This window comes from Candidatus Chlorohelix sp., from assembly GCF_037138995.1.
Lineage (GTDB): Bacteria > Chloroflexota > Chloroflexia > Chloroheliales > Chloroheliaceae > Chlorohelix.
Genome location: NZ_JBAXHI010000018.1, coordinates 1 through 16,802 on the forward strand (window position 1 = coordinate 1; position 16,802 = coordinate 16,802).

Annotated in this window: 14 protein-coding genes; 4 read left to right on the forward strand and 10 right to left on the reverse strand. The window is 44.0% G+C overall.

Going from position 1 to position 16,802, the window contains the following annotated elements; translation table 11 throughout:
• Positions 1 to 444 precede the first annotated feature (444 nt).
• A complete protein-coding gene (locus WCK19_RS09895) occupies positions 445 to 1,872 on the forward strand; it encodes a GAF domain-containing protein (RefSeq protein WP_342397209.1) in 1,428 nt (475 codons plus the stop codon).
• A gap of 66 nt (positions 1,873 to 1,938) precedes the next feature.
• Here WCK19_RS09895 and purB read toward each other — a convergent pair whose 3' ends face one another.
• From purB to secF, 4 genes are read right to left on the reverse strand one after another with little or no spacing between them, the layout of a single operon-like run.
• A complete protein-coding gene (purB, locus tag WCK19_RS09900) occupies positions 1,939 to 3,234 on the reverse strand; it encodes an adenylosuccinate lyase (RefSeq protein WP_342397210.1) in 1,296 nt (431 codons plus the stop codon).
• Positions 3,231 to 4,460, reverse strand: coding sequence for an ABC transporter ATP-binding protein (locus tag WCK19_RS09905; RefSeq protein ID WP_342397211.1), 1,230 nt, complete (start codon positions 4,458 to 4,460; stop codon positions 3,231 to 3,233). Before WCK19_RS09905 ends, purB begins: the two co-directional genes overlap by 4 nt.
• 3 nt (positions 4,461 to 4,463) lie before the next feature.
• The gene (locus WCK19_RS09910) at positions 4,464 to 5,228 is read right to left on the reverse strand and encodes an ABC transporter permease (protein ID WP_342397212.1); all 765 of its coding nucleotides are present in this window, start codon (positions 5,226 to 5,228) and stop codon (positions 4,464 to 4,466) included.
• Positions 5,229 to 5,285: 57 nt separating this feature from the next.
• Positions 5,286 to 6,308: a protein translocase subunit SecF gene (gene secF / locus WCK19_RS09915; protein WP_342397213.1), complete on the reverse strand. Its 1,023-nt coding sequence runs from the start codon at positions 6,306 to 6,308 to the stop codon at positions 5,286 to 5,288.
• 469 nt (positions 6,309 to 6,777) lie between these two features.
• Here secF and WCK19_RS09920 point away from each other — a divergent pair, with 469 nt between their 5' ends.
• From WCK19_RS09920 to WCK19_RS09930, 3 genes are all read left to right on the forward strand, one after another.
• On the forward strand, positions 6,778 to 8,106 hold the full coding sequence (locus WCK19_RS09920; protein WP_342397214.1) for a glycosyltransferase family 4 protein: 1,329 nt from the start codon (positions 6,778 to 6,780) through the stop codon (positions 8,104 to 8,106).
• Between the two features lie 30 nt (positions 8,107 to 8,136).
• A complete protein-coding gene (locus tag WCK19_RS09925) occupies positions 8,137 to 9,711 on the forward strand; it encodes a response regulator (RefSeq protein WP_342397215.1) in 1,575 nt (524 codons plus the stop codon).
• A gap of 281 nt (positions 9,712 to 9,992) precedes the next feature.
• Positions 9,993 to 11,003, forward strand: a complete 1,011-nt coding sequence (locus WCK19_RS09930) for a hypothetical protein (RefSeq protein WP_342397216.1) — start codon at positions 9,993 to 9,995, stop codon at positions 11,001 to 11,003.
• 10 nt (positions 11,004 to 11,013) lie between these two features.
• Here WCK19_RS09930 and WCK19_RS09935 read toward each other — a convergent pair whose 3' ends face one another.
• The 6 genes from WCK19_RS09935 to argS form a co-directional block, all read right to left on the reverse strand.
• Positions 11,014 to 12,111: a response regulator gene (locus WCK19_RS09935; RefSeq protein ID WP_342397217.1), complete on the reverse strand. Its 1,098-nt coding sequence runs from the start codon at positions 12,109 to 12,111 to the stop codon at positions 11,014 to 11,016.
• Between the two features lie 351 nt (positions 12,112 to 12,462).
• A complete protein-coding gene (locus WCK19_RS09940) occupies positions 12,463 to 12,873 on the reverse strand; it encodes an SCP2 sterol-binding domain-containing protein (protein WP_342397218.1) in 411 nt (136 codons plus the stop codon).
• A gap of 32 nt (positions 12,874 to 12,905) precedes the next feature.
• Positions 12,906 to 13,505 (reverse strand): GNAT family N-acetyltransferase, encoded by a 600-nt coding sequence (locus tag WCK19_RS09945; protein WP_342397219.1) that lies wholly within the window; start codon positions 13,503 to 13,505, stop codon positions 12,906 to 12,908.
• Positions 13,506 to 13,575: 70 nt separating this feature from the next.
• Positions 13,576 to 14,322 carry a 3-oxoacyl-ACP reductase family protein gene (locus tag WCK19_RS09950; RefSeq protein ID WP_342397220.1) on the reverse strand — a complete coding sequence of 249 codons (747 nt, stop codon included), beginning with the start codon at positions 14,320 to 14,322 and terminating at the stop codon, positions 13,576 to 13,578.
• Positions 14,323 to 14,375: 53 nt separating this feature from the next.
• Positions 14,376 to 14,933 (reverse strand): hypothetical protein, encoded by a 558-nt coding sequence (locus WCK19_RS09955; protein WP_342397221.1) that lies wholly within the window; start codon positions 14,931 to 14,933, stop codon positions 14,376 to 14,378.
• 106 nt (positions 14,934 to 15,039) lie between these two features.
• Positions 15,040 to 16,692, reverse strand: a complete 1,653-nt coding sequence (gene argS / locus WCK19_RS09960) for an arginine--tRNA ligase (RefSeq protein WP_342397222.1) — start codon at positions 16,690 to 16,692, stop codon at positions 15,040 to 15,042.
• Positions 16,693 to 16,802: the final 110 nt, after the last annotated feature.

Here is a 16,802-nt window from a genome sequence, read left to right on the forward strand (position 1 = left end):
AGGCAATTTAATTATACCTTTTTTTTCAGAGCCTGTACAGATAGTATTACGGGGTCAGGGCGGTTGCAAGAAACGATTTTTGGACAATAACCTGCTGCACCCGCCGGAGGGGAAAGGAGAGGATGCGTTCAAGGGGACATCCCTTGCGAACCATAGGGTTACACCCCTTTTCGACTAGGCAACCGCCTTGTCAATAATAAAATAATAAAATTTTAATTAGATTAATTGTGCAACATACGCTAAAATATAAATTCAGTATTTATCAGAAATTAATCTAATCTTAAAAAGACAAATTTTAGTAACATCTATTACTTGTAGAAAGCGCTGTGGCATTAATTTCAAATTCGGTAAGAAATATAGGCAACGTGCCTTTGCATTCTTTAAAACGTGGCTGTCCTAATAGCAACAAATGACAACTTACTAAAATTTCCGGGGGTATGTTTGATGACAACCGGCGACAACCCAGAACTAGCTACGCCTTACTCGACAACTGATAGTAACTTTGAGGAGTTATACTATCAGGCACTTGACATAAATCAACAACAAAGTATCCTGCTGGATATGAGCCGGAAATTGAGCGCCAATGTTTCCCTTGAAGTGGTTATAAATCAGCTTCTTAAATACGCCCGCCAATTTTTTAACAGCGATAGTATCCGAATTGGAGTTGCTGCCGAACTAAAGATAGATTATGCGGGTTTGGAACAGAAACAATTTTTGTTTGAGTTGGCTCCAGAATCCCGCTTTTTACATGATGGAATTGGCTTGATAGCGCAGGCTTACCATAGCGGCGAAATTTGTCATACCAAAGATTATATTAATGAACCGGGTATTGAGCATCATATAAAGCTGGATGTCCTCGCAAAAAAATTGAACGTGATAGCTTCTCTGGTCGCCCCTATCAAGCTGAACGATAAAGTCATTTCTGTGATATGGCTCAGTAAAAATTCGGTGTACCAGTGGAAGCCAGAAGAAATTGAGCAGATTGCGCGTTTTACCGAAACTGCCAGCGTTGTACTTGGCAATGCTAAACTATATTACGATTTGAACAATTCCAGATTGCACCTTCAGAGACGGAATCGCGAGCTTGAAGAACGCAATCTGGATTTTGAAACTCTTCAGGTTTTCAACAAGCGTTTGCGCGGACCTCTTGAGTTAAAGCCTACAGCGGAACGCGCGTTAAACCTTGTTTTGGAAATGGTCAAGGCTAATGCTGGTGCCGTCTATTTGGTTCGCGACAACAATCCCCAGAAATTGGAATTGCTTGCAGCTACACATCGGCATGAAGGCAATATTAAGTTAAACACTATTGATTGGGAAAAAGCAATTTTGCCCGCTGATATACTTTTTTCCAAAGTTTCAAGCACTGGAAAAAGTAAATTGGTAAATGACCTGAGCAAAATCTGGAGGAAATATGCTGCTTTTTCTCTGGAGCCTCGCCCAAATTGGCGTTCTGCTATTCTCATACCGTTGTTTGACGGTAAGGTAGCGATTGGAGTTATGGGGCTGATTGGGGCGCTTCCTAATCAATTCAATGAAGACCAACTCAAGTTTTGTGAAATGGCAGGGAATCAGATAGCTGCTGCCATAGTACAGGTCTCTCGCATTGAAAGCCAGAAAGAACAGGAGAAACTTGCGTCAGTGTTGGCGTTGGCTCGTACTGCCGCGCATGAGATAAACCAACCCCTTACGATTTTGCAAGGCGAACTTGAGCTTATTTCTATGACCGGGAAATGTCCCGCCGAAGATACGATGCAGCGAATGTTAAGAGCTATTCGCGAGATAAGTCAACGAATCAGAGCATACCAACAGATAATCGAAATCAATATGGTGGAATCTGTACCCGGTATCAATACGCTGGATACGAGTCGCTAACGGTTTGCCCGAAACTAAAGAGGGTAGCAAGGGGTTTAAAGCCCCTTGCCTGCAGCGAAAATTCTGCTAATTATTTAGGTTGAGCCGCTCAAAGGCTATATCAATGTATTTCAAGTGATAGGCATAATCGAAAACGCCTTGTAGTTCATCATCTGAAAGTCGGGTTGTGATTTCAGGGTCACTTCTTAGATTTTCGATAAAGCTGCCGCGTTCTCTCCACGCTTTCATGGCATGCTTTTGCACCAGCTTATATGCTTCTTGTCTGCCAAGCCCTTTCTCCACCAATTTTAGCAATATTTGTTGGGAAAAGGTTAAACCGCCGCTACTCTCAAGGTTGTAGAGCATTTGCTGAGGGAACACCACCAACTTGCCGATAATCTCGGTCATTTCTGCCAGCGCGTAATCCAGCAAAATGCAGGCATCTGGGAATATAACCCGCTCGGTGGAACTGTGGCTAATGTCGCGTTCGTGCCAGAGCGCCACATTTTCCAAAGCAGTAATGGCGTGACCTCGCAACATACGGGCAAATCCGGCAATGCGCTCAGAGCGGTGCGGGTTGCGTTTGTGGGGCATAGCCGAACTGCCTTGTTGTTTTTCGTGGAATGGTTCTTCCACTTCTCGTACTTCGGTACGTTGGAGGTGGCGGATTTCGGTTGAGAATTTCTCCAACGATGCGCCGATTAGAGCCAAAGTAGTAATAAAATCGGCATGTCTGTCACGTTGCAAGGTTTGGGTGGAAACCGCCGCTGCAGATAGCCCTAGCAATTCGCAAACATCCGCTTCAATGTCGGGTGGAATATTGGCATGGGTGCCAACCGCGCCAGAAAGTTTGCCTACCGCCATTGTATCGCAAGCAGCATCAAGGCGTTCGAGGTGGCGGCGCATCTCATCTACCCATACCGCCAGTTTATAACCAAAGGTGGTAGGTTCGGCATGCATGCCGTGGGTGCGCCCAATCATTATGGTATTGCGATGCTCAAGGGTGCGTTGGGTTATTGCTTCGGTAAGCTCAACTACATCCTGTCGCAATAACGCGCCCGCCTCTTTTACTTGTAGCGATAGTGCTGTATCCACCACATCGGTGCTAGTCAAACCAAGATGTATAAAGCGAGCGGCATCCCCTACTGTTTCGCCGGTAGCGCGTAGGAAAGCTATGACATCATGATCGGTTTCTTTTTCAATTTCCAGCATACGCTCCAAGCTGACGGTTGCCTTGCGTATAGCAGCCATATCTTCTTCTGGAATCACCCCTCGCGCTGCCCACGCTTCACAAACGGCAATTTCAACTTCAAGCCACTTATTAATCCGGTTCTGCTCAGACCAGATACGCCCCATTTCGGCGCGTGTATAACGTTCAATCATCTCTCATCCCCTTTATTAGCTTCCCAGCGGTGCGGAGGTTGGAACACGCCTTTGCCGGGTGTATGTCCGATTACGTGAAATGCGCTAATTCGGCTGGTATAGACATAAGCGCGGTTCCAGTTCTGCTCAAAAATACCCACATCCAAATAATAATAACCTTCTAAGAGCGGTAATTCACTAAAAGTCAGTGTAATACCACCGTTAGTTGCTACATCACCTACAGAAACATTATCAGCTTCTGTAGAAGCTTCATATATCTTGATTCCATCTTCCCGGTAAAGCCCTACCAGAAAGTTAGGTTCTGCAATCAATCCGTTTGGGCTGTATTCAATATGAACATTCAGTGGGTCTCCGGGCGAAATGGCATCTATCGGTTGGCGTTGCTCATTGGAAAGCCATACCCGCGTAAGCTCCATTTCCGCTGCACCCTCCCGGAATTTTGCCACAGGTCCCGAACTTTCTACTGCTACCTTGCTTGGTGCCAAGGTAACGGCGAAAGCCCTTTTCTTATAATTTTGTACTACTTCGGCGGTACTACCATACTCCCGAATACGCCCGTTTTCAAGCCAAAGTACCTGATCGCATATAGTTTCAATCTGATCCATCGAGTGCGATACCAGTATAATTGTTTTTCCGGCTTCTTTCATTTTGAGCATACGGTCAAGGCACTTCTTTTTGAAACGCAAATCGCCCACCGCCAACACCTCATCCACCACAATCAATTCGGGATTGGTACAAATGGCAGCAGAAAAAGCTAATCTTAGCCACATACCACTGGAATAGGTGCGTACAGCCGTATCAATAAAATCCGAAATCTCGCTGAATTCCACTATTTCAGGTAAGCGTTTCATCGCATCGCTACGAGTTAGCCCTGACAGCAACAAGGTAGTCATAACATTTTCGCGCCCGGTAAATTCAGGGCTAAAACCTGCGCCCAGTTCCAACAGGCAGGCAAGGTTTCCGCGCCGCTTTATTGTGCCTTTGGTAGGTTGCCCTAGTCCGCAAAGCATTCTCAAAAGGGTGCTTTTGCCTGCGCCGTTATTACCGATAATACCAAGCGTAGAGCCTTTTTTTACGGTCAGGTCTATTCCCTGCAAAGCCCAGTATTCTTCCGGCTTAGTTCTACCTCTTAGGCTAATGAGTAGGTCTTTCAACCCGCTGGAGCCTTCTTTGCGGGTATAACATTTTTTAAGACCCACTATTTCTATGACATTTTGCGAATCCATATTTTAAATCTCGTCCACAAAGTTATGCTTCAGGCGATTAAAAATCAGGTAGCCTATCAGTAATATTACAAGGGATACTATACTGACAATAGTTAGAGTCATTATATCGGGCATTTCGGTATTTACGAAAATATTGCGGTACATACCAAGAATCAGCGCCATAGGGTTAATATTGAAAACCCATTCATAACCGCGTTTTGAATCTCCAACTCGATAAAACACTGGCGTTATATAAAACCAGATAACTATTACCGCTGAAACGAGGTGCCCAATGTCTCGGTAAAATACGTTAAGCGCGGAGATAATAAGGGAGAGTCCCAGCGTAAACATGAATTGAATCAGCAGGATAAGGGGCAAAAATAGGTAATTCCAGCCCGGATATAGCCCATCTATAATTAACAAGCCTAGCAGTATGGGGAGCGCGAGCAGGTAGTTAACCATATTACTGGCGACATTTACTGCTACCAGTATCGCGGTGTTAAATTCGGGGAGGCGTACTAGTTCACGGTTAAATGTTATGGTATATGCTGACATAGTGATGCTACTGCTAAACCAGTTCCATGCAAGCACGCCACAAAAAACATAAGCGGAGTAATGTTTTATATTAAGTGGTACAACTTGTTGAAAGACAAAGCTAAATACTACCAGCGTAAGAAGCGGGTTAAGCAATGACCATAAAATACCGAGTACGCTGCGGCGATAATGAATCTTTACCTGTCGCAAGGTAAGGTCGATAAGAAGATCCCGGTAGTGAATTATCCTGTACATATAGTTAGAAACAAAAAAACAGGGACGCGCTTATAGCCGTCCCCGCGTAGCTTTTTTCTATCTGGCAACCGCACTGACAGTTCTTATATTCTTGCGACCTAAGAACCGCCCTATGTCGTTTTTCTCCCATGAAACCAAGAACATACTAGCGTTAAAAATCGAAGAGTAGGTGACACTAATCATGCCAATCATCAAAGCTAGTACAAACGTCCGAATGCTGGGACCACCAAACAGGTAAAGGGCAATGAGCGGAAAAATGATGGTCAGGTTTGTGTTAATTGAACGAGCTAGAGTTTGCCACAAGCTGTAATTAACTACGCTATCCATTGATTCGCCGGGATTACGCAATTCGTTTTCCCGAATCCGGTCAAACACCACGATTGTGTCATGGTTTGAGAAACCTACCACTGTGAGTAGGGCGGTGATAAATAGCGCGTCAATTTCTACTTGGAAAAATGCGCCAAGCACGGCAAAGATTCCGATTACCAACAATACGTTGTACACCATTGCGCCCACAGTTGAAGCGGCATAACGCAATGGTTTTTTCACATTTCGGAAGCTCCACGCCAGATAAGCGAGGGTTGCCAGCGAAATCAAGGTAATCGCTAGGAAGGTACGCACACCGATTTCGCTTGCTACCACCGAGCCTACCGTTAGAATACTGGTACGACCGGGGGTGTAATTTTCAGGATAGGCAGTTTTAAGAGCATTATCTAGCAAGTTGCGCTCATCGGTATTACCAGAAATTTCACTGGTACGCAGTATTATCAAGCCGGCATCGCTCGGCGTGGCGATGACTGTAAAAGCTTGCTCGTTTCGTTGCGTCAGCAATTTATTTTCTGCATCGCTGCGCGGTTGCTTGTTGCGAAGTTGGCTTAAATAATCGCTTTCGGCGGTTTTGACAACTTTTTCAACTTCAGCACTGACAGGGGTATTTTTGAAATAGAGGTCCCATGTAGAACCACCCGTGAAGTCTATTCCGAAGCGTAAACCGCCTAGCAGAATGGCTATAAGCCCCGGTAACACCAGCGTGAGGGATAATAGATAAAACCAACCACGCTTATTTACAAGATTAGGCATTTCTTCTTTCCGTGAGAGTTTATTTTGTCAGACTTCTAACCGTTAAACGGGGTAAATTATACCACGCTTCTACATCTGCGCCAAACTTTAAGGGGCTTTTTCGGCAGGGCTGTTGCATAGCCAGTATTTATATTTTCAACGGTTCCCCAAACCACCAAGAAAATCGTTTTTGTAGGGGCGGTTCGTACCCACTACGGGGCACAGGCGAACCGCCCTTCTTTTATTGCCACATCACCCACAAAAAACGCCACCCAACGAGGGCGTATCGCGATGCGCCCCTATCAATCCGAACCTATTTCTTTGTCACACCCCCTATAAAAAACGTTTCTTTTAATGCCCTGAAAGACTATGTTATCCGGTTTGCGCCTGACTTTACCATAGTGTAATATAATGGTGATTGCTTAAAAGCTCACAGGTTATATGGTTACGGTTGATAGCCCACGAGCCAGAAAAGGGGAATAGAATACTCTTGCCTTATAAAGTATTAATGGTTGCGCCTACATCGTTTTTTTACGATAATGGCTGCCATGTACGTATTCTTGAAGAAATACGCGCTTTGCAAGAGGGTGGTCACCAGGTTACTGTGTGTACCTACCATATGGGGAATAATATAGATGGTGTCGATGTTCAGCGCAGTTTTGATGTACCGTGGAAGCGTGGCGTACAAGTAGGTAGCAGTCGCCACAAAATTTACTTTGATGCCGTTCTCGCTTTAAAGACTTTTCAGGTTGCTCTTCGTCAGAAGCCCGATATAATCCATGCCCATCTTCACGAAGGGGCGCTGATTGGCGGTATTCTCAAGCTCTTGAAATTCGGGCGTATGCCTTTGGTTTTTGATTTTCAGGGCAGTATGACCAGTGAAATGGTAGATCATCATTTCCTGAATCCGGAAGGTTTTTTCTACAAACCGGCGGTCAAGCTGGAAAATTTCATCAATCACATCCCCGATTTAATAATTACCAGCACCTATAATTCGGCGAACATTTTAAAAAATAAGTTCGGGATAAACCCAGAGCAGGTTATAACACTGACTGACCGGGTAAATAGCAATATCTTCAAGCCTTACACCTCGCCGGAAGAGCGTGAAATCTCCGAACAAACCCGCCGAGAATTGAATATACCACCGGGCAAGAAAGTGGTAATTTATCTGGGAGTGCTTGCGCCTTATCAGGGTACGGATCATTTGCTTGAAGCCGCTACATTGCTCAAGCATGAAGCGGCTGACCTGCATTTCGTAATCATGGGCTATCCCGGTGTTGATAGTTATCGCGAACTAGCAAATTATTTGGGCTTGGGCGACAGAGTAATTTTTCCGGGCAGGATTCCTTATCAGGAAGCGGCGCGAATGCTTTCAATCGGGGATATAGCGGTAGCTCCCAAGATGTCGGCAACTGAGGGCGCAGGTAAAATTACCAATTATATGGCGATGGGTATCCCCACGGTGGCGTTTGATACCCCGGTTAGCCGCGAATTAATGGGTGAGGACGGTATATACGCCAAATATGGTGATGCGCGTTCACTTGCAAATAATATTAAAATGCTGGCACAAAATGAGGGTTTAAGGCAGTCTCTATCCCAAAAACTTCGTGCCAGAGCAATTACCGAAATGAGTTGGAAGCAAGGATGCGAACAGCTTGAAGGGATTTACGATAGAGCTATAAGTCGCTATCGGAAAAATGTAGGGCAAATCACACTTAGTAGCGAAAATAGTTCTAAACTTAATTTCTCGGCAGATAGCAGTAGTGAGCCAATTAGTGGTAAAATGTTGGAAAGAGGCGAAGCTTCAACTTCACTATAGAGTTAAAGCAGGGAAGTGTTAGGTTAAACTATGGCGGATGAGCTTATTCTGGTCGTTGATGATGAGGAAATAATCAGAAAACAGGCGGAGGCGGTGTTACAAAAAGCCGGTTTTCGCATATTAACTGCCCCTGACGGTAAAACTGCACTCGAATTGATAAAGCAACAACCCTTTGATTTGCTACTCTCCGATATTCGCATGCCCGATATGGATGGTCTCCAACTTTTTACCAGCGCTCGCAAACTTGTACCGGACCTGATAGCGGTCTTGATGACCGCACACGGCACAATTGATATAGTAATCAAGGCGATGCAATTAGGTGTTCAGGGCTTTTTGCAAAAACCGTTTGCTTCCTCCGAATTGGAGCGCGTAATTAACGATGCCTTAGACAAAAGCCATATGGCACAAGAAGCGGTGCGTTTGCGGGTGCTTTCCCCCCTGCTGGAAGCACGCAAAATGTTAATGAGAGATTTTGACCTCAACGCTTTCTTTAGTTCGGTTGTGGAAGTTACCGCACGTGAGTCTGCCACCGATTATTGTGCAATATACCTTGCCGATCCAAGCGCAGGTGATTTGCAGTCTCTAGCGGTTCATATTAATCCTGAAGCAACCCGCTATTTTTCTGCAAACAATTTCCCTGCCGATAAACTTGCCTCACGTTCTATAGAATTAAAACGCACAGTGGTATTACGGCGTAGCAATAATACAGAAGCTTCTTCTTCCGGCGCAGATGAAACTGTACCCGGTGTGGTTATGGGTGTGCCATTGTTATTGGGAGGCAAAGCGGAAGGCGCATTGTTGTTAGGACGTGCCGCTCTGGATAAAACTTTCGTGCAGGGTGAGCGCGAATTATTTGAGATAATCGCAGGGCAATTGGCTACGTTAGTGGATAACCGCCGCCTCTTTGAGACACTAAGCAAACGTGAGGAGCGGTTGCGGGGCTTTCTTGCGAAATTTGTTTCCATTCAGGAAGAAGAGCGCAGAAATATATCAAAGCAAATCCAAGAGGGGATAATTCCCGCGTTAACCAGCAGCAGACAAGCTTTGCAGAATTATCTGGAAAAAGTACACTCGTCCGCGAATCAAGAATTACTTCACACCGAGCAACGCTTGAAAGAAATATTGGGTGAAGCTAAAAATCTTGTGCAAACCTTGCGCCCAACCGAGTTGGACGAATATGGTTTGGGCGCCGCTATTCGCCTTTATGTGCGCGAAATTTCTGCTGACCCCGATATCGAACCAAAGCCGACCTTTCAACTCGAAGGGTCAGAAGTGCCTCGTCTTGGTAGCGCGGTTGAAACCGCCTTATATCGTACCTTTCAAGAAGCCCTTAATAATGCTTACAAATATGCTAAAGGTTACTCTATAAGCGTGCTAGTTAGGGTTGAAAAAAGCCGTAATAATAATCATAAAGTCACAATTGAGATCAGTGATAGGGGTAAAGGCTTTAATGCTGCTGCGCTACTCAGCGGTGAAATGGGCAGGCAAACCGGGATGTTTTTGATGCAGGAACGTATGGCGGTTATTGGCGGCACCTGTGAAATACACTCTACTCCCGGTAGCGGCACGGTTGTTGTTCTTACCTATGATACCGATATTCTTTAAATTATTTATTTGTCCATAATTTAACTCAACATTGCCTGTCGAGGCGGTATTTTATAGTTGCAAATTTTGTTATCGTACCTAGAAATTTTCCCTCTTGAAAGTTTTACCCTGTTTGAGGCTAATCCTTCTGAATACTCACTTTATTTATTACGCTTATGTAACATATCAGGAAAATAGATTGCATCAATAACATTTGCCCTGTAAAATTAAGTAAAAGAGTCAAGTTAATTAGAAGTAAAAACCAATTATTAAATCTTTGTATTGAGAGTGACGGTGGTAGTTTGAGCTTTTCCGCAGTAAGTTTCCGACAGAAACGTATTTTAAGTCTGTTCCTGATTTTAACCCTTTTTTCCATTCTGATAAGTGCATGTAGTAGCGCAGAACCTACGGTTCTTACCACATCCCCAGCCTATAGCTCAACTATAACCACCGCAACCGCATCTCCCTATGTTACTGTTGCTCCGACTCCAATCCAAACTTTGGAAGTGAGTCAGTCTTTAACGCTCGAAATAGGGGGTTTCTCATCTTTTGTATATTTTCCGGTTGGGTTGGATAAAACAGAACCTGCTCAGATATTGCTAGTGTTGCATGGGATGGGCGGTAATGGTCAAGCAATGGGGCGAATATTGACCGATTATGCCGATCGCTATCATATGGTGCTAATTGCACCTAGCCTTCAATATAATCAGAACTGGAAAGATATTTCGGTTATTGCAAAAGAAGACCCTGCTATTTCTGCCCAACTTCAAAATATGATTGACCAGATTCCCGCAACGCTTGGTTTGCAGATTTACCCCAAAGTTATGCTCTTTGGTTTTTCCAGAGGCGCACAATTGGCGCATCGCTTTGCTATGTTCTACCCTGAGAGGGTTTTTGCTGCCGCTATAATCTCAGCCGGTGGGTATTCACTGCCCGTTACCAACGAACCAAATGTAGACCAGAAAAGTCAGCCAGCTTCTAAAATTATGCCGTTTCCGTTTGGAGTAGGGGATATTTCACATTATACCGGGCATGTTTTTAACCGTGAAGCTTTCACAAAGGTGCAATTTGTGGTTGAAGTGGGGGAATTGGATAATAAATCCGCCGATGTACCGCGTGATTACGACCCTTATCTCGGTAATAATCGGCTAGAACGCGCCCGAACTTTCTACAAGTGGTTACAGCAGGTTGGCGTGCATGCTACTTTCAACACTTTCCCAAAAGCTGGTCACGAGATTACTCCTGAGATGGGGCAGATGGCTTTCCAGTTTTTCAGGAATGCCCAACAGGCTACCAACCGAAATGCAGCTTAGCAAATTTCAATTACCGTGCCAGTGGTAACGAAACGATTGCAATTGTACCCGCTTCTGGAGTGCTTATCAGGTTCAAGTTACCACCATAAATCTGGCATAACCGCTTTACTAGAGTTAATCCCAGACCGCCACCTTGTTGCTCGTGCAATTCCCGATTAAATTGAACAAACCCGGCTATAGAGCGGATTTGTTCCGGTTTCATACCATGCCCTTTATCCTGCACTTCCAGAATAAATTCGCCATTATCTAGTCGAGTAGTTACAGTTATTGGTGAACCGGGCGTAGAATAGCGAAAAGCATTGTTAATCAATTCTTCTGCAATTTTTGCTATGCGCGTTTCGTTGATGGCGACCTTGTATTTTTGACCGGAAAATTGCACGGTTAAATCTCCTAACCGTTCAAACCCTTCCGCTTCTTTTTTAGCAACATTGGCTAATATCGTTTCAGGTGAAATGCAAAGTTCACGTCGGAATAATTGGATTTTTTGCTGGTTTTCCTTGACAACTTCGAGTTCTGCGACCAATAAAAAGTTCTGGATAAGCCGATTCAGGCGCTGCGAGTTCTGATAAATGCCATTTGCCATCAACCCTATTTCATCTCTTTCAAGCGAATCTCTATAATCTCTCAGCAAAAGAGAATAGCCAAGAATTATGCTTAAGGGAGTTAGGAACTCATGCGGTAGAATTGTTGTAATATTCTGGCGCAATTCATTTAATTTGGCTTCGATTTGGTGTTTATTATTGAGATGCTTTTCAATCCGCGTGTTAACCGAATTAATCAAGTCTTCGATGGTGCAGGGTTTCACCAGATAATCATCGGCTCCAAGTTCCATGCCGATTCTCATCCGGCTGTGTTCATTAAACCCGGTTAGGAAAATAAATGGAATGGAGGAAAATTTAGGGTTGGATCGAACGGTTTTTAGGACGGTGTAGCCATCCATCTGAGGCATATTTATATCACATAAAATCAAATCGGGTTGGTGTTGTTCGAGTAGAGCAAGTCCTGTTTTACCATCGGCAGCCTTCATAACTTCATAATTTGCGTTGGAAAGCACCACTGCCATGGTGCTGCGAATCATTTCCTCATCATCAATTATCAATATTTTCATTTGCAACCAAGCTTAGACAAAATAAAACGACAATAAAACTTTACCAGTCCTATTTTAACATGATTCCTTTGCCAGATTTATAGCTTTGCTGGGGAAATTCATTTCAATATCATAACAAATTTAGGAATTCTCCAAAGAAACTCGCTAGGTGAAGGTTTCTATTTCTTATTTAGTTAGGAGCTTAATACTGGAAAAGCTGTTAGTTGTTGTTTTATTCCAAGCGCTGTATTTTGTAGGTCGGCGTGAGCAAACGACTTCCTATGGTTAAATTATTTTCACCCTGACACTGAATCTGGAAATTTTGTAACAATTCTGCTAATCTGAATTATTCCATAAAACCTCTAGCAGTGTTTATTGCTTTGGTAATTCGGTAGGAACCAACTTAAGGCTATTGACCAATTCATTGGCGGCTTTTAGGTTTTTCATAACCTTTTGCATATTGCCTTTTAGGCTCAATTTGCCGGTCATAATCGCTTGCATAGGGTCAAGTTCGTTGGTTGCTACTTTAAACCATGAATCAGTCGGTCCTTTGACAGTAAATTCAGGGGTGCGAAGGGAAGCATCTTCTATTTTAATTGCTTCAAGGCATTTACCATATTGTAGATTTAAATACATGATAATTTCATCAGTAGATGTTTCGTCTGGTAAAGCTATAAAATAAAAATCGCCTTCCCACTCTTTTGCGGCATCTTCATAACTCGCGCTTGCATTGAGAGCATTTTTGAATTCATTAAGCCATTCCTGTGTACCGAACAACGCCATGTAATTACTGCCTCCTTGTGTAGTAGAATGATTTAGGGATTAATAATTGTATTACCGGGATAAATCTGGCTATCGGAAAGTCTCTGCCAGTAATCCTTTATTTTGCAACCCATAATCAGCATGTCATGGGTTACGCCTTTTGCATCTTTTATGTAATCGGTGAGAATGCCCTCATGTACATAGCCTAGTTGCTTATAGATTTTGATAGCAACTAACTGATCGGCGCGTAATTCGGCGGATAGTTTTTCCATACCTAGGTTACGAGCAAGGTTGAATAATTCGCTGGCAAGTATGCGACCAAGCCCCAAGCCGCGAGTATTTTCACCCACTAGCATCCAAAATTCGCCAATATGTGCAAACCATTGGGTGCGATAGCCTTTTAGTACCGCAACGCCTACAATGCGTCCGTTAATTTCGGCACCAATTGGAAACACCTCATTCCAGCGAGGACCCCCGAACCAAGATTCTAGACTTTCACGCTCGGTTACATCATAGCGCAGAAAATTACGCTCATCTTCGAGGATGGTTAGGAAAAACATGATGAGACGGTCTTCATCTTCTTGATGCAATACCCGCAGGGTAGCAATCTGACCGTCACGCAAATCTATTTCTTTTGGATAGTCATCCAGCATTTTCTGGTGATTTAACCTGTCTAAAAAATTGATTAAGTAAGGCACGCCAGTTTTGGTGTTCCTTATTATTTTAACCCATGTGCATTCCGCCGTTGATGTTGATTTCCTGTCCGGTAATATAATCGGCATCAGCACAAAGGAATACAACCGATTTGGCAACTTCTTCGGATTTTCCCAGTCTTCCCATTGGAATTTTGGATTTAATCTGATCGAGGCGGTCTGCCGGAATTGCTGCCACCATTTCGGTTTCAATAAAGCCCGGACAAATGGAATTTACAGTAATCCCAGATTTGGCGGTTTCTAAAGCCAGCGATCTGGTAAAGCCCAGAATACCGGCTTTGGTGGCACTGTAGTTTGCCTGCCCAAAACCGCCTGCCTGCCCAATAACAGACGAGATGCTGACGATATGACCGTGTTTTTGGTTCAGCATATGCTGTAACGCGCTATGTGTACAGTTGTATAGGCTATTGAGGTTGGCATTAATAACTTCATTCCACATTTGCTCGTTCATATTCTTGAAAGATTTATCGCGTGTGATACCTGCATTATTAACCAGTATATCAAGTTTTCCGAACTCTGCGACAGTCTTTTCAATTAATGCTTTGGCATCCTCATAATTTCCAACGTCACCGGCAATGGCAATTGCTTTACCACCCTTTGCTCTAATCTGCGCTAAGGTTTCCTCTGCGCCTGCCGTATCACTTTTGTAATTAACAGCCACGCTGGCGCCCTCTAACGCCAGTTCGATTGCAATTGCCTTGCCAATGCCTTTTGAGCTACCAGTAACTATGGCTACCTGCCCATCCAGTTTGCCCATCCTTGTTCTCTCCATCTTTCTTCAATCAACTCTATATATTACTACTGGTAGGACTATTCTGGGGTATCTTCAGTTGATTTTCGTTTAGCCGATTTTTTGATAACCGGACTTGCTTCACCCAACGGGTAATAACCTGCCTCACCTTCAGCGGTTGCTTGCGCCTCCGAGACAGCGTTATCAGCGGTGGAGTCGGCTTGTAGGTGAAGCACCTTCATGATTTGTTCAAGAGTATTTTCTATTTTAGAAAGTCTGACTTCGAGATTACCCAAATGCCCGCTGATTTTCTTGATTTCAGCAGGAGTAGAATTAGACTCGATTTTCTCCTGAAGGTCATCAAGCCGAGCGTCAATATCAATGATTTGAGAAGAAAGTCGGGTGAAATCGTGGAGAGTGGGCAAACCCTGCAAATGCAGATATTTCTCCATATTATCCTGTAGGACCTTCTGCATTGTCATTGCGGATTCCATGTTTTTACCCATAGTTGCCGCGAAATTATCAGTGTTTACAAACTGGTTCATAGCATTGGAAGACATTTCTTCGCTGGCATCCATCATTTTTTTCCAAAAGCTGAATGGATCCATAGGCGAGCCACCTTTAGTTTCGTCGCTCATAGTATTAATATTCTCCTTTATCTCTTAACCTTGGCTTCTGACATTATTATGGAGCAGAAAAACACGATATGAAAAGGATACTATATTTTCGGAAGAGCCGCAATAACTATAGCTCTTCCGGAGCGCTCATACCCATTAAACTTAGCGCTCGTGCCAGCGTAATTTTAACTGCACTTACCAAAAGCAGCCTAGCTTTGCTTAAAGGCACATTTTCAGGGTCAATTACTCGATTATCGTGATAATAGGTGTGAAATGCACTTGCAAGGTCTTGTGCATAGAACGCTAGTCGGTGCGGTTCCAGATTACGCGCCGCTCCTGCCACAATTTCGGGCAGTAAAGTTAATTGCCTTACCAGATTTAAATCCGCATCATTATTCAGAAGGGTTATATCGCCGTCATCCCAAGTTTTAATACCCTTTTCAGGGGCTTGCTTAAAAATGCTGGCGCAGCGGGCATGGGCATACTGGACATAATAGACCGGATTTTCATTAGATTGAGCGAGCGCAAGGTCAAGGTCAAAATCAATTTTGGTGTCTTGACTTCGGCTTATTAAGTTAAAGCGTACTGCATCCGCCCCAACTTCGCTCATAACTCTTTCAAGGGTTATGATATTGCCAGCGGTTTTTTTCATTCTTGCGCCATTAACCATGACCATTTGCATAACGATAATGGTCAGGTCATCGGGATTCAAGCCGAGCGCGTTAAGGCTGGCTTTTAAGCGAGGGATGTGACCCTGATGATCCGCTCCCCAGATATTGATAACTTTCTGGAAACCGCGTGTTATAAACTTGTTATAGTGGTAGGCAATATCTGACACGAAATAGGTGGGTAAGCCGTTTGAGCGAATTAGCACATTGTCTTTTTCCTGCCCTAATGCGCTGGAACCAAACCAAACTGCTCCTTCACGCTCTGCTACGTGTCCTTTTTTACGCAATTGCTCAAGAGTGGCTTGTACCTCACCGCTATCGAACAGGCTTTGTTCCCGGAACCACCGATTAAATTTTACTCCCATGCGCTCAAGCGTAGCCTTAATGTCAGCTAATTGCGTTTCAATTCCAAGCACACCCACTTGTAAGCGTCCTTCAGAATCGGGTAATTTCAGGAATCGCTCGCCATATTCCTCGATAAGTAATCGCGCTGCAAATTCAGCGGCAGGGTAATTTTCTAATGGAGGAGTGGCAACTTCGCCTTGAAGCTTTCGATAATAGTACCAGCAATTGTTGTAAAACACTTCCATACGGCTACCGGCATCGTTTACGTAAAATTCACGTTCTACCTCATAGCCTGCCGCTTCCAGCACATTAGCCAAAGCATCACCTAATGCCGCCCCCCGCGCCGAAGCAATGGTAATCGGACCGGTTGGGTTTGCGCTTACGAACTCTACCTGCACTTTGGTTTGCTTGCCTAGCTCAACATTTCCATAACTCTGCCCGGCTTTGATAATTTCCAAAACCTGCCCCGCCAACCAACCTTGTTTCATGCGGAAGTTGATAAAGCCCGGTTGGGCAATTTCTACTGTCGCTATTGAATCATTTGGTTTAAGGTAATGACGGATAATTTCGGCAATACGCATCGAATTTGAGTTCGGCATGGCTCGCTTCAACTTGAGAGCTACATTGCAAGCGTAATCTCCATGATCGTACCGAGGGGTGCGCTCCACAAAAACTTCTGGCAGCGCTATTTCCGGTAACGCTCCCTTTTGTACTGCGTTATGGATTGCCTCTTTAACAAAAGAGGCTAGTTCTTCGTTTACAGTCATATTTTAGTATAGTAAAAGTATCTTGAAAAACATTAAAGGTCAGTAGAGAAAAATTATACCAGATTTTTGCTAAGTTATCTCTACAAACCCCAAGTCTTAATTTTCTGATA

Excerpts from the sequence above, each read along its gene's own strand:
- WCK19_RS09895 (WP_342397209.1), top strand. The coding sequence starts at position 445 with ATGACAACCGGCGACAACCCAGAACTAGCTACGCCTTACTCGACAACT.
- purB (WP_342397210.1), bottom strand. The coding sequence starts at position 3,234 with ATGATTGAACGTTATACACGCGCCGAAATGGGGCGTATCTGGTCTGAG.
- WCK19_RS09905 (WP_342397211.1), bottom strand. The coding sequence starts at position 4,460 with ATGGATTCGCAAAATGTCATAGAAATAGTGGGTCTTAAAAAATGTTAT.
- WCK19_RS09910 (WP_342397212.1), bottom strand. The coding sequence starts at position 5,228 with ATGTACAGGATAATTCACTACCGGGATCTTCTTATCGACCTTACCTTG.
- secF (WP_342397213.1), bottom strand. The coding sequence starts at position 6,308 with ATGCCTAATCTTGTAAATAAGCGTGGTTGGTTTTATCTATTATCCCTC.
- WCK19_RS09925 (WP_342397215.1), top strand. The coding sequence starts at position 8,137 with ATGGCGGATGAGCTTATTCTGGTCGTTGATGATGAGGAAATAATCAGA.
- WCK19_RS09935 (WP_342397217.1), bottom strand. The coding sequence starts at position 12,111 with ATGAAAATATTGATAATTGATGATGAGGAAATGATTCGCAGCACCATG.
- WCK19_RS09940 (WP_342397218.1), bottom strand. The coding sequence starts at position 12,873 with ATGGCGTTGTTCGGTACACAGGAATGGCTTAATGAATTCAAAAATGCT.
- WCK19_RS09945 (WP_342397219.1), bottom strand. The coding sequence starts at position 13,505 with ATGCTGGATGACTATCCAAAAGAAATAGATTTGCGTGACGGTCAGATT.
- WCK19_RS09950 (WP_342397220.1), bottom strand. The coding sequence starts at position 14,322 with ATGGGCAAACTGGATGGGCAGGTAGCCATAGTTACTGGTAGCTCAAAA.
- WCK19_RS09955 (WP_342397221.1), bottom strand. The coding sequence starts at position 14,933 with ATGAGCGACGAAACTAAAGGTGGCTCGCCTATGGATCCATTCAGCTTT.
- argS (WP_342397222.1), bottom strand. The coding sequence starts at position 16,692 with ATGACTGTAAACGAAGAACTAGCCTCTTTTGTTAAAGAGGCAATCCAT.